Raw genomic sequence first — 13,028 nt, 5'->3', positions numbered from 1 at the left:
TTCTGATTATTAAATCTTAATTTTGAAAAGCCCCCAGGATTAACTCCCGAGGACTTTCATACTGCTCATATTAAATTGTGATCACATTATTCAAGCAATCAGATTATTAATGGATTCTAACTCATATACAGTAAATGGATCAATGTCAATACAACTGGATTCATCTCTGTTGCCAGAAAGATCCCATGCAAGAGTACCATTCATAACGGTACAAGCTTCCTTAAATGCATCAATATCTCTTAATGGCTTAAATATTTCTGCTTTCAAATCTTCTGTAGCATCATAGTCTACAATCTTACCGTCATCAAAGAATACCTGTACATGAAAATTATCCAATGGTATCACCTGTACTACTGTTGGAAAATATTCGTTCATATTGTTATAGTCCTATTATTTTAATCAAAACAAATCACTATGACTTCCAGTTCTTGTCAAATATAGGAATAGTTCATCTTCATAGACTTCATAAATCAACAACCAATCAGGAGCAATATGACATTCTCTGCAATTACTATAATTTCCTGAAAGATTATGATCTCGATTCTTCGGCGGTAATATTTCACCATTTGCCAATTTTTTGATGATATCAGTCATTAATCTCATATCGTATCCACGTTTCTGAATACGTTTTAAGTCTTTTTGAAACTTACTGGTCGGCTTAACCGTATATTTCATGCTAATAATTCCTCCATCATCTTGTCCACATCTGTATATGCTTTTCCAAGAGAAGGATTCTGTTTCATCTGCTGCACTTCATTAATTGCTGATATTGTTTCACTGTTTGGTATTTCTTTGGTAATCTCAAACGGTATTCCCTGTTCTCTGATTGCCTGTTTTACAAAAATTGTGAATGCAGTTGTCAGATTCATACCTAAATCATTGAAAAGATCTTCTGCTTGTTTCTTTAAATTATCATCCATTCTAATTGATACATTTGCCATAAATCCACCTGCTTTCTAATCTATTTATATTATCATTATATAGCTTATGCAATGCATTGTCAATACTATGCATTATTTCAAGAATTATATCTTTTCCATCCTTATATAAATATCTGCATCGGCAGCAGACATCTTATACTCGTTTCTACACAATATATTAATGAACTAACCATCAAATTTCAACGATAATGCTTTAAGGGTAAAGTTGTTAGGGTAGATGGTTTTCGTTGGAAATTTAAGGTTATATATAAGGATTTTCAGCATAGAATTGATTCTGTGAGGGATGGTTATGGTTATACGGATGACTGTATTAGTTCCCTTCCGTTATTATAAGCAGGATAACGGAAGTCTTATGAAAAAGCCCTCCGTCCTGTCTATAGAAGTAAACTAAATATTACTTCCGTTCCTGTTTCTAAACAACTGACTTCGGTTTTTAAACAACGAATTTATCGCATTTTTCCGTTGTCTGATGCGTTTCTAAACCGACAGAAATTTGAACCTACCCTTAAAATCCCATCACATCAGGTTCTTCCCATTGTTCCGCTGTGACTCCCAACGATTCCAGAAGCTTATCAATCGGTGCTTCATCTTCATTTCTGTATTATTTAATTCCATTACTTCTCTAATCCTTTCTCAGCCATATTATTTTCATCAATTGTCCTGTCAGCCATTGGACACCACTCTGGACTTGTCTCAGGTAAATTATCCTCGCCCAGTTTACCCATCAAATTTACTCTATTTCTATTATCACAATAATACATTTTCTTATTGACAGCATAGCATTTTACATATTCACAATCTTTACATCTCATTACTCTTCTTCTCCTTCTTCGTATTCGTCATCTTTATTATTTGCTTCTTCTTTGAGATAATCTCCATACGCTTCGCAAGCACGATTTAACACAGTACCAGATTTAAACTTTGCCTTATATCTTTCTGGAATCTCATACACATTTTTGCCTGTTCTTTCCATTCCAGAACATGTTTTTTTTCTTTATAAAATTTAGGTTCTACAGTGAAAAATCCTAATAATACCAGTTTATCTCCCTTAGCCAAAATATCCTCTATAGTGTGAAGCATATAACGGATTGTCCAGTATGTATTCCAGTAGTCTCCACCTATCCTATTTTTTGGTATTCTCTCATATTCTTTGAATCTATTAGCTTCTCTCATTTTATCATGTACCATTTTGGTAAATTCTGCTTCATATATTGTTTTGTTCATCGTCTTTTCCTCCTTGCTTTTGTTCTATGAAATCACCATTTCTTTGATAATATTTTTAAGCACTAAAATAAGCCCACGTACCTATTGTTATAAAAGTACATGGACTTATTCAGATGTTTAAATGTTCTTGTATTGTTATAGATGTAATGCTATATTCTGTGGTGTAAATTTGGTGTATTTATACCTGTTTAACACCTGTTTTCCCTTGATTTTACGGGATAAAATCGTAAATGTGATATTATATGCATATTATTCAAAAACACAAGTGGTATTTATATTTTTTTGTGAAATTTTGTTGAAAATATGTTACTGTTCACACACCACTGTCCCGCGAGGTGTTTTGGCATATTCATGCCAAAATCCCGAGATATTTATTTTTTTCAATGGGTAAAAAAGCTATACAATTCCAGGTATTCCTTTTCTGTTTCCTCGAAAGCCCGTACCGTATAATCTATTGTAATATGAATTTCCGGTGCTTCCCTTTCCTGGGGTTCATTTAGCAGGTATGTAAGGTCAAACCAGAGCATAGCATCATCGATTTCTTTTAATAATTGTTCTTCTTTTGCGTTTAATGGGCTCCCAAGATATTTCTGATAGATCAGATCCAGCAGATTTTTCTCCTGCTCTTTATATCCTGAGAGGGTTTTCTTGAATGGTCTTGGCACATCAGATAAATAACATTCGCTGGCATCGTGCAGAAGGCAGGCAAATGCCACACGCCTGGAATATCCTCGCGCAAGGGCTTCTCTGGCACAGTTGATGCAATGCTGACCTACTGAAAAAAAAGTTTTTACCTGTCCGTTTCCGCGGCAGATCAAAGATAAGGCATGTGCAATATCTTCGATACAGATCATATCCGGATCCGGATGTAATGGATCTATATGTCTGCCTGTGTATGTTGTAATACAATTGTTATTCATGATCTTTCACCTCGTTCTTTTATGTAACCGGAATTCTTGTAACAGCAAAGTGGATGGTCTTGTACGACCCCTGTCGGAAGACTTTATTATGTTATAGGTGTTATAAAAACATTGCGGAGAATTTTCTATAACATAAAACGGATACAATTAATGATAACTGTATCCGTTTTATGTTAACTAACTGTTGATATTCTGAAGCAGTGAATTCATTTCCTGATACAGAAGTTCTTTCGTATCAGCTCCCATTACAATTGAAACAAAAGTTTTTCCGTATGCATTCTGTGTAAGGATTGCGAGACAATTGCCGGCTACTTCTGTTGTTCCGGTTTTACCACCGAGAATTGTAACATCTTTTGGGGCTGTTGCCTCTCCGGTAAGATAATGGTCTGTTGCGGTAAGCGTGGTGCTTTTTTCAGTTCCGTCTGAGCCTGTATAGGTTACTGTATAAGACGGCAACTCTGTAATTTCTGTAAATTCAGGGTAGGTGAATGCTTCATTCAGCATCAGATAAATATCATATGGTGTTGTATAGTGATTTTCATCCTGCAGTCCATGTGGATTGGAAAAATGTGTTCCTGTACATCCAAGCTTTGCGGCATAATCATTCATCATCTGTACGAAGTTCTCTGTATTGCCTCCAACATATTCCGCAATGGCAGAAGCTGCATCATTGCCGGAATATACAAGCAGACAGTGGAGAAGCTGATCAAGGGTAACCTGATCGCCGGCCACAAATCCGCAGACCTGTGATCCATCCTCCAGTGTAACATTATCCTGAGTGATCGTGACAGTGTCATTCAGTTTTCCACTTTGTAATGCAAGCATTGCTGTCATGATCTTGGTAATACTTGCAGGATACACCTTATCATAAATGCCGTTTGCATACAGTACTTTATGATTGCTCAGACTGAACAGTAGCCCTTTCTGTCCATCTTCCAGCTGGGCATTCTTAATACAATCAACATTTCCTTTGGGGGAAACGCATAATTTCTGGGCGAAAGATTCTGTTCTCATATTTTCCTTAGCTGCAAGGGCATTTGTGAAAACTTCAGAAGAATCAAAAGCCTGTTCAGGAGTACCAAAATAATTTCCGCTTAATATATTCCATCCGTAAAAAACACCGCCGGCAGCTGCAAGAATCACAAATACACCAACCAGAATCCTGAATATATGTTTTAATCTCTGACGCTTTTTATGATATTTTGTACGCAGCAGAGCCTGATGCTCCTCTGTTTGTCTGGATGGCATCTGCGATTTCGGCAGTTTGACTGTCTGAAGCGGTCTGGAAGGTTTGTGTCTGTGCGGAGCTGCAGATTTGTATGGAACAGCAGATTTCTTTTCCGGTATTTTACCGGAAGATTTCTTTTTTGTTCTCATAAGTAATCCTCTCTTCTGTCAATTTCTTTTTGAATAATTTCTTTATTGTATGTGCTGCTCTGAAGTCCTACATTGAGTACAAGCCCCATACCAATATACAGACTTACCAGCGAAGTCAGTCCATAGCTTACAAAAGGAAGGGGAGTTCCCGTATTAGGCGCAAGACCTGTTGCAACACAGATATTAATGAAGCTCTGTAGTGCGATCAGGCCGCCGATTCCACAGCAAAGAACCTTTCCTGACAAATCTTTTGCCCGAAGACTCATCCGGATACATTCAAAGGCAATTGCCAAAAGCAGCAATACAATTATCACGCATCCAATAAATCCGTACTCTTCACCTGCAACAGCAAAAATAAAGTCTGTCTGATTCTCTGCCACGAAGTTTCCCTGATTTACAGAAGTTGTACTGTCATCACCGCTTAATTTCTTACCAACCAGTTCCCCTGAAGCAATTGCAGTTTTAGAGTTATTCTGCTGTTCAATATCATCCGAGTATTCTTCGTTTTCCGGATACAAAAAAGACATGATACGGCTTCTCTGGTAATCCTTAAGCAGTTTCTGATCCGGCTGGACAACAATTGATAAAAAAATAATGGTCAATGGAACAGCAATAAGCAGTGCTCCTCCGATGATCTTATAGCTTAAACCTGCAACATAGATCATAATACAGAAAATTATTACAACAGTAATTGTATTTTTCAGGTCCGGCTGTTCCAGGATCAGGAACAGAGGTACTGCCAGTAATACGCCGGATAATGCCAGCGTTTTAAGTGTATTCAGTGTCTCCTCATGATCCATAAAAAATTTTGCAAAGAATACGATCAGGATAATCTTTGATAATTCTGTCGGCTGAAATCGGAAAGATCCGATACCGATCCATCTGGCAGCACCGTTAGCACTGTCACCCGCAATACGCACAACGATCAGCATGATAATATTAAATCCATACATGATCCACTGAAAGTTCATGATCCATGAGTAATCCAGCAAAGAAAGGATCAGCATGACAATAAGTCCAAGTATTACTCCGGCAAACTGCTTTGCTCGCAGGTCCGATGCTGCTGTGCCTACCAGTGTAACTCCTATCAGGCTGATCGCCAGCAGGAAAATGATCAGTCTGAAATTGTAAAATCTTAATTTATATTGCTTTAACATAATTTATCTGTCCTTTTTAGTAACTGTGAAGATACCAAACGGTTATCCTTTTTGTTTAAAACAGGAATATACGCATGGAGTACTGCAGGTTCCTGCGTAATCTGGATTTTTACCTGTTCTTCATCAATAGTAAGGTATTTTTTTACGGTATGTATCATATCATTCCGCAACATTTTCATCATCTGTGGAGAGCAGTCGATACGTTCCGAGATCAGCAGAAGCTTCATGCGGTCTCTTGCATATCCGGCTGAACGCTTCTTTTCTTTAAAAAAAGCTTTCACACAGATTCCCCCTTATAAATACAGGCTACTTTTTGAAAAAACTACCTATTTTTCTTAATAACCCCTGCTTCCTGTTAATGTCTGCAAACGGAATCTCTTCACCTAAAAGGCGTTTACAGATATTCATGTATTCTTCTTCTGCCTGAGAAGATTTCCCGGAAAGAGGCTCCCCCTGATTTGTGGCAATCACAATCTGTTCATCATCCAGAATTGTTCCGATCAGATCAACAGCAAGGATATCCGTTACATCATCTACGGACATCATATCACCTCTTGCAATCATATCCGGCCGCAGGCGATTGATGATCAGGCTGATATCTCTGATCTCGTTGGCTTCCAGGAGTCCGATGATCCGATCTGCATCACGTATCGCAGAAACCTCCGGCGTGGTAACTACCAGGGCTTTATCAGCACCTGCGATCGCATTTTTAAATCCCTGTTCAATTCCTGCCGGACAGTCCAGAAGAATATAATCAAACTGTTCTCTCAGATCGTCGGTCAGTTTTATCATCTGTTCCGGAGACACAGCGGATTTGTCTTTTGTCTGCGCAGATGGCAGAAGACATAATTCCGGATGTCTTTTATCCTTGATCAGAGCCTGTCGCAGACGGCAGCTTCCGTTAATGACATCCACCAGATTATAGACAATCCTGTTCTCCAGGCCCAGAACAACATCCAGATTCCGCAGACCGATATCTGTATCAACCACAACAACTTTTTTGCCCAGCATAGCCAGACCTGTTCCGATATTGGCGACAGTTGTGGTTTTTCCTACTCCGCCTTTGCCGGAAGTAATCACAATGACTTCACTCATAGTTACAATTTCCTCCCTGAAAAAATTTCCATTCTTCTGGTATTCTCCTGTATGGTAGTTTCAGTCATTCGAAGTGTCACTGGTATCACTTGCCGCAACACCGGTAAGAATAGACTTTTCATCAGTTAATTCAAAGATATATTTAAAAATATCATCAGCTGCAAGACACGCATTACCGGAAGCATATCCATTCTCAATACGCACTGCAATCGCATATTCAGGATCTGAAGCCGGGGCATATCCCACAAACATACCATGGTTTGGATGATAAACATTTACCTCGGCTGTACCGGTTTTACCTGCCACATCCACGCCAAGTCCGTCAAACTGTCTGTGAGTCTGTACTACCCGGTACATTCCGTCGTGAATATCATCCCACACATTCTGTGATACATCAACTGTATTAATGATATCCGGCTCATATTTTTTTAAAGTATTACCCTTGGAATCTGTCTGTCTGTCAAGTAAAGTCAGATCATAAACATTTCCACTGGTAGCGATCGCTGTTGCATAACGTGCCAGCTGACTGGTGGTATAAGCATTGGTACCCTGTCCGATATAAGACGGGACTGCGTAGGAATCTGACACATGAGGTGCGGATTCTGTGATCTCGATACCTGTTTTCTTATCCAGACCAATCTCTGAAGCATATTTTTGCAGTACACTCAGGCTTCGGTTTTCTGAAAAGTTTCCGTCTGCATCCTGACCAAGTTTAAAACCAACCATGTTGAAATAAGAGTTACAGGACTGCCCAATCGCCTCCCTGATCTCGATTTCTCCATGTCCCTGTTTGTTCCAGCAGTTGATCGGAGGTGTTACAAGATCAAAGGAGCCGGTACAGTTAATGTATGTTCCGTCATCGATCACTCCTTCAGACATTCCGGCAATTGTAGACAGAATCTTAAATGTAGAACCTGGTGCTGCTGTCTGTTGGGTTGCTTTATTGAAAAACGGACTGGATTTATCTGTAGATAATTTCGCATAATAATCCGTATCCATGTTATTTACCAGACGGTTATTGTCATATCCCGGATAGGATACGCATGCCAGAACATCTCCTGTTTTGACATCTGTGATTACCGCAGAAGCGGAACATGGCTCCAGTGCAAGCTGTGCCGGTTCAATCTCAAGATTATAAATCTTATTAATCATAAAATCATAGGCTGTCATGGAGCCGGAAGCCAGAGCCGCATAAGCGTCATCATCTTTTGATAAGATTCCCTGTTCATACAAAACCAGACAGATCTCGCTTCCGGAGATGGTATCCTCCTGAAGCATATACTTATACAGAAGTTTTGAGAAATTGGTGTCTTTTTTAAGATAATCAATCAGATAATCTGTAAGAGCCTGATATACTTCATCGGAATCCAGATAATCTCCTTCTGTAGAAAATTTGGAAATATCGATCCAGTTCTGACTTGCCGCATATGTCAGATAATCTTTCAGACTGATATCTTTATCGGTTGTCCATTTCTGATAAGTACTGTCAGAGGTATCAATGGCATTCTTTGAGATAATCCCCAGCGTATCTCTGAGAAGATCATCACAGATATAAGTAAGATATTCTTGGATCTGATCATCTTCATCTTTTACGGCCGGTGGATTCTCAGCTGTCAGCCTGTTAGTTATTGTATCAAAAACCTGTTGCTGTTTTTGTTGAAATTTGGCATATAAATTTTTTTCTGTATCGGAGGCGTTGGCATCACTGAATTTACTGATATCAATGACACTGTTGGCAATCAGGGCATTATATACATCATAGATCGGTATCTTAATCTGTGCAGCATCATTTACACTGAAATCATAGGTTTTGGATGCTTCGATCTTGGATAAAAGGATTCCGGCAACTCTCTGTTTCAGTATCTGATAGATGGCGGACTGCCAGCTGCTGTCTATGGTAAGATAGGTATCGTTACCTGCGACAGGTTCTACTCTCGTGCTGTCGTCAATCTTAAGTACTTTACCAAGGTTATCGACAGTGACAGTTTCTTCACCGTCTGTTCCCTGAAGAGATGTTTCCATATATTTCTCAATTCCCGATTTACCGATGATCGCATCATTTGAATAATCAGGATTCTTCTGTCTCAGTTCTTCAAGCTCTTCTGAAGAAGCCTGTCCCGTATAACCAAGAATTGGTCCCATGCTTGCATCATCAATGTATTTGCGGACAGAATCCTCTACAATGTCAATTCCCTGAAGCTCCGGCTGATCTTCTCTGATTGCAGCTACAGATTTTTCGCTTATATTTGAAGCAATCGTAACGGCCATGTACTTCTTGAAACTGTTAGTGCTCAGTGCATAGCGGATTTTGGAAAGCTCAAGTATATCCTGCTTTGACAGGTTCTCCGGAAGTCCATGGGATGTCAGTTCTTCTTTGGTATAAGCATTATCGCCGTAAAGAACAATGGAAAATCCCTCTTTTCCGCTCATAAACTCGATCATCTGATCTGCAGTGGCATTTTTCTGTTTTTTTGTCAGGTTATCAATCAACGGTTCTCCGTAAATATCCGCACGAAAACGGTTCAGAGTAAATCCCTCATCAACATCAAAAGCATAATTCCCGCTCTCATCCAAAACAATATGAAAGCCGGTACTGATGGAATCCCCGTTGGACTCAAGGATTTTCAGGACTTTATAGGCAATCCCGTTCAGTGTAAGATTCTTTTCTCTGGTAGAATCATAAGTTCCATTATCCTCAAAGGTAACAGAATAAGCCAGCACATTTGTTGCCAGCTCCTCACCATTTCTGTCATAGATATTGCCACGCGTACTTTTGATCACACGTTTTTTTGTTGTTCTTGATTCAAATTTGCTGATATAAGCCTCTCCCTGGATGATCTGCAGTTCAAAAAGCTGACGGACCAGAGTGGCTGACATAAATACAAAAACCAGTACCAGTATTGTGGTACGTTTTATTCGTATCTTTTTAAAAAATCTTTTTATTTTAGTACCCAAATAGACTCACTTTCCTTCATTGATGGATTCTTCATGAAATGATAATTAATATAATGAAATACCCGGTAAACAATCAGTGTAAGGATCACTGTATAAAAAATCTCCGGTAAAATAATCCGGTATAAATAGGTTCCGAGCCCCAGACGTCCCCTGAGCAGAAACTGCAATGCATAGACAGAAAGTCCGTACAGTAAATCCCCGATACCTGCAAGCATAACCGGAACCTTTATGTCATCATCATAGCAGATCCTGTGGGCATATCCGCTTAAAAAGCCAATATACATATAGATCAGAGCGTAGAAACCAAACACAGAGCCATAGAACATGTCTACCAGAAATCCACAGAAAAATCCTGTCCACAGTCCACTTTTTCTTCCGCGCATCAGCCCCATGGATATACACAGGATCAGGATCAGATTCGGCGTGATAGAACCGATGGATATCACATGAAGAAGAGTACACTGAAGAAGAAAACTGATCAGGATCATAAAAAATAACGCTATCTTACTCTTCATTTGCAGTCGCCTCCTGAGCTGCCTGAGCATTGTCATTAACAGAATCCTGTTTATTTACTGTAATGACAAGTACATTTTTCAGATGCTGGAAATCTACAGGTGTGACAATGGTACCTGTTTTGGTCAGATTGTTGCTGTTTTGTTCCACCTCACTGACGTATCCGATAAACAGTCCCTCTACATATTTCTCACTGATATTGGAGGTAACGATGCGTTCCCCCACTGTTACTTTATTATTCTGGTCATACAACTGGCTGAAGCTTAATTTACCCTCATCGATGAGTTCCAGATCTCCTTCCACCACACAGTTATCCTGTGTGCTGACAGTCATGGCACTGACATTGCTGCTGTCATCGATAATGGAACGTACAGTCGCCCAGTGAGTTCCGACCTCTGTCACGATCCCGACCAGACCTTTATCTGCAAGTACATTATTATCCACACGAATGCCGTCTGCAGATCCCCGGTTGATCATAAAGGTATCATACCAGTTGCCCGGATCTTTGGATATGATTTCTGCAGCAATCTTTGGATATTCGGTATACTGCTGGTCAAGATTATACATCTGCTGTAATCTTACATATTCTGTCTGATCCTGGATCAGTTTATTGTTCTGTTCTGTGAGACTGTCTATCTGTGCCTTTAAATTTTCGTTCTCACTGAGGATTTCTTCTTTATCACGCATACGGTCCTGCATTCCTTTCAGAACTGAACTGATCCGATTGATGCTGTTTTCAAATGGAACGATCAGTATCCCGGCGGCATCCTGCAGCGGTGCAGTGGTTACGCCGGATGAAAAAGTGGCAGCAATACAGCTGACGCAGAAAATCGACATAATGACCAGAAGATGTTTACTTTTTAATTTAATCCTAAAATGTACTTTCTTTTTCAGGTTTTTCATTGATGCACCCCTAAAAATTATAGTTTTCTCTGCGTAACCGGTACTGCCCATTCACGCAGTTCTTTATTTCTGATTATTTTCTCCAGACCTGTAACTGCCGAGGTTTCATAAAAATCTGACAGATTAAAGGTGAATCCTGTATAACTGGCAAGGTATTTATCAATATAAGGAAGTCTGGTACTGCCTCCGGTTATGTAAATCCCCTGTTTCGCAATATGGTAGGAAATCTGGGGAGGAATTCGCTCCAGAAATGTTTTCATCTCTGCCGCAATCTCATTCAGACAGTTCATGATACCGTCATTTACCACATAAGAAGAAATGATTTCTTCTCTTGGCAGTCCGGAAATACAGTCAATTCCTACAACCTTACGTACTTCCTTTTTCGGATCACTGAGGCGTCCCATGACCATCTTAAGCCTCTTGGCAGTCCTTGTGCCAATCTGCAGATTATATCTTTTACGTATTTCACTGCAGACAGATTCATTCATCTGTCTGCCTCCCAGCGGTATTTTCCTGCTGATAATGATCTTTCCTCCGGTGATGATCGATACTTCTGTACTCTGTGCACCGATATTTACGATCATATTTCCTTCCGGATCTTCCAGATTGACACCCATGGCAATGGCATCTGCAATGGGTGCCTCTACCATAAATACGCGATTTTTCTTTAACCAGTGACCATTCGCCACATGAAAATATGCCCGTTTCTCAACCGCAGTCATATCCAGAGGAACAGTAAAATACATTGTTGCGCCAAATCCCAGGATATGATCGATCTTTCGGATCATACTGTAAAGAACAATCTCCTGAAGTTCCAGATTAGCGATCATGCCAAATGTCATTGGCGAAGTAACCGTAATATCTGTGGGGGATTTCTCAAACATATCGTATGCTTCATTTCCCATTGCAATGATCGTGTGTCCCTTGGACGCGATCATATTTTTCTCGATATAAGTTTTGTTTCTGAAAAAAGAATAGACTTTTACGGAACTGCTTCCCAAATCTATTCCATATGTTTTCTCAAATAGCATATTCTGCCCCTTTGTTGTTGCCTTATTCTGTACATGTATTCCATAATCCTTCTTCTCTGAAGCTGCAGTATCTCTGATCCCCGATCACAATATGATCCAGCAGATGTATTCCCAGCAGTTCCCCCGCCTGATAAATCCTGGCTGTGATCTGTAAGTCATCCGGACTTGGTGTAGGATCACCACTTGGATGATTGTGTATCAATATCAGACTGACTGCATGGCGGCGCAGGGCTTCCATGAAGATTTCCCTTGGTGTTACCAGCGAACCGGTTGCAGTTCCCCGGGTCAGTATCTTATCTCCCAGAAAATGTCCTTTCACATCTGACATCATACAGATCACCAGTTCCTGCTCTTCATGGCGGAGTTCTTCCATATAATAAGCTGCTATGGAGGAGGGATTGTTCATAACTATCTGCGGTCTGGCAGCAGCCTTGGCAATTCTTTTGGAAAGTTCTCCAATGCATTTTAACTGTACTGCTTTTACCTGTCCGATTCCATGAATCTTCATAAGATCCTGTACAGATACATGCATAAGCCCCATAAGGCCGGGATAGGAGGACGACTCCATAAATTTCAGGATCTCCTGTGCAAGTGCCAGTGAATTCTTTCCTGAAGTGCCGCTGCGCAGGATTACTGCCAGCAGTTCAGTGTCATTTAATGAACCCTCACCCTGCATAAAGCATTTCTCATACGGCCGCTGTTCCCTGGGAAGCTGCTTCATAATATTATTTGCATTATTCATAAGTCTGCCTGTGCTCTCTAAAGCCTCTGGGCAAATTGCAAATTATATTCTAGCATAAAAGAGGAGAGATGTACACTCTCCTCTCTGATTTTTATGTGAACTTTATAGTTACTGGGTTACTGTTCACACACCACTGTCCCGCGAGGTGTTTTGGCATGAATATGCCAAAA

Annotated in this window: 15 protein-coding genes; all 15 read right to left on the bottom strand. The window is 40.0% G+C overall.

Features of this window, described 5'->3' with window-relative positions; all coding sequences use genetic code 11:
* Positions 1-90: 90 nt before the first annotated feature.
* Positions 91-375 (bottom strand): DUF2442 domain-containing protein, encoded by a 285-nt coding sequence (locus LJE11_RS15060; RefSeq protein WP_055053093.1) that lies wholly within the window; start codon positions 373-375, stop codon positions 91-93.
* 24 nt (positions 376-399) lie between these two features.
* Positions 400-684: a type II toxin-antitoxin system YafQ family toxin gene (locus tag LJE11_RS15055; RefSeq protein WP_428845675.1), complete on the bottom strand. Its 285-nt coding sequence runs from the start codon at positions 682-684 to the stop codon at positions 400-402.
* Positions 672-941, bottom strand: a complete 270-nt coding sequence (locus tag LJE11_RS15050) for a type II toxin-antitoxin system RelB/DinJ family antitoxin (RefSeq protein ID WP_227226465.1) — start codon at positions 939-941, stop codon at positions 672-674. Before LJE11_RS15050 ends, LJE11_RS15055 begins: the two co-directional genes overlap by 13 nt.
* Positions 942-1,555: 614 nt before the next feature.
* Positions 1,556-1,753 (bottom strand): hypothetical protein, encoded by a 198-nt coding sequence (locus LJE11_RS15045; RefSeq protein WP_008703164.1) that lies wholly within the window; start codon positions 1,751-1,753, stop codon positions 1,556-1,558.
* An 85-nt stretch (positions 1,754-1,838) separates the two neighbouring features.
* The gene (locus LJE11_RS15040) at positions 1,839-2,165 is read right to left on the bottom strand and encodes a hypothetical protein (RefSeq protein WP_118566055.1); all 327 of its coding nucleotides are present in this window, start codon (positions 2,163-2,165) and stop codon (positions 1,839-1,841) included.
* Positions 2,166-2,545: 380 nt separating this feature from the next.
* Positions 2,546-3,085 carry a hypothetical protein gene (locus LJE11_RS15035; protein WP_118339483.1) on the bottom strand — a complete coding sequence of 180 codons (540 nt, stop codon included), beginning with the start codon at positions 3,083-3,085 and terminating at the stop codon, positions 2,546-2,548.
* 177 nt (positions 3,086-3,262) lie between these two features.
* The gene (locus LJE11_RS15030) at positions 3,263-4,462 is read right to left on the bottom strand and encodes a D-alanyl-D-alanine carboxypeptidase family protein (protein WP_331466304.1); all 1,200 of its coding nucleotides are present in this window, start codon (positions 4,460-4,462) and stop codon (positions 3,263-3,265) included.
* Positions 4,459-5,619 carry an FtsW/RodA/SpoVE family cell cycle protein gene (locus LJE11_RS15025; RefSeq protein WP_173703691.1) on the bottom strand — a complete coding sequence of 387 codons (1,161 nt, stop codon included), beginning with the start codon at positions 5,617-5,619 and terminating at the stop codon, positions 4,459-4,461. The genes LJE11_RS15030 and LJE11_RS15025 overlap by 4 nt, the downstream gene beginning before the upstream one ends.
* Complete coding sequence (gene minE, locus LJE11_RS15020) at positions 5,613-5,900, bottom strand: cell division topological specificity factor MinE (protein ID WP_020993911.1); 288 nt, start codon at positions 5,898-5,900, stop codon at positions 5,613-5,615. The genes LJE11_RS15025 and minE overlap by 7 nt, the downstream gene beginning before the upstream one ends.
* A 25-nt stretch (positions 5,901-5,925) precedes the next feature.
* Positions 5,926-6,714, bottom strand: coding sequence for a septum site-determining protein MinD (gene minD / locus LJE11_RS15015; protein WP_008703173.1), 789 nt, complete (start codon positions 6,712-6,714; stop codon positions 5,926-5,928).
* A 60-nt stretch (positions 6,715-6,774) separates the two neighbouring features.
* The gene (locus LJE11_RS15010) at positions 6,775-9,669 is read right to left on the bottom strand and encodes a penicillin-binding transpeptidase domain-containing protein (RefSeq protein WP_227296153.1); all 2,895 of its coding nucleotides are present in this window, start codon (positions 9,667-9,669) and stop codon (positions 6,775-6,777) included.
* On the bottom strand, positions 9,654-10,184 hold the full coding sequence (mreD, locus tag LJE11_RS15005) for a rod shape-determining protein MreD (protein WP_008703177.1): 531 nt from the start codon (positions 10,182-10,184) through the stop codon (positions 9,654-9,656). The genes LJE11_RS15010 and mreD overlap by 16 nt, the downstream gene beginning before the upstream one ends.
* Positions 10,174-11,085 (bottom strand): rod shape-determining protein MreC, encoded by a 912-nt coding sequence (gene mreC / locus LJE11_RS15000; RefSeq protein ID WP_020993912.1) that lies wholly within the window; start codon positions 11,083-11,085, stop codon positions 10,174-10,176. Before mreC ends, mreD begins: the two co-directional genes overlap by 11 nt.
* A 17-nt stretch (positions 11,086-11,102) precedes the next feature.
* On the bottom strand, positions 11,103-12,116 hold the full coding sequence (locus tag LJE11_RS14995) for a rod shape-determining protein (protein ID WP_022379976.1): 1,014 nt from the start codon (positions 12,114-12,116) through the stop codon (positions 11,103-11,105).
* 22 nt (positions 12,117-12,138) lie between these two features.
* A complete protein-coding gene (gene radC, locus LJE11_RS14990) occupies positions 12,139-12,858 on the bottom strand; it encodes a RadC family protein (protein WP_008703183.1) in 720 nt (239 codons plus the stop codon).
* Positions 12,859-13,028: the final 170 nt, after the last annotated feature.

It is taken from the genome of Blautia sp. DFI.1.216 (genome assembly GCF_020594215.1).
In the GTDB taxonomy this organism is placed as follows: Bacteria; Bacillota; Clostridia; order Lachnospirales; family Lachnospiraceae; genus Blautia_A; species Blautia_A wexlerae.
The sequence above is the reverse complement of the archived record's forward strand: the minus strand, read 5'-3'. Positions and strand labels throughout refer to the sequence as shown.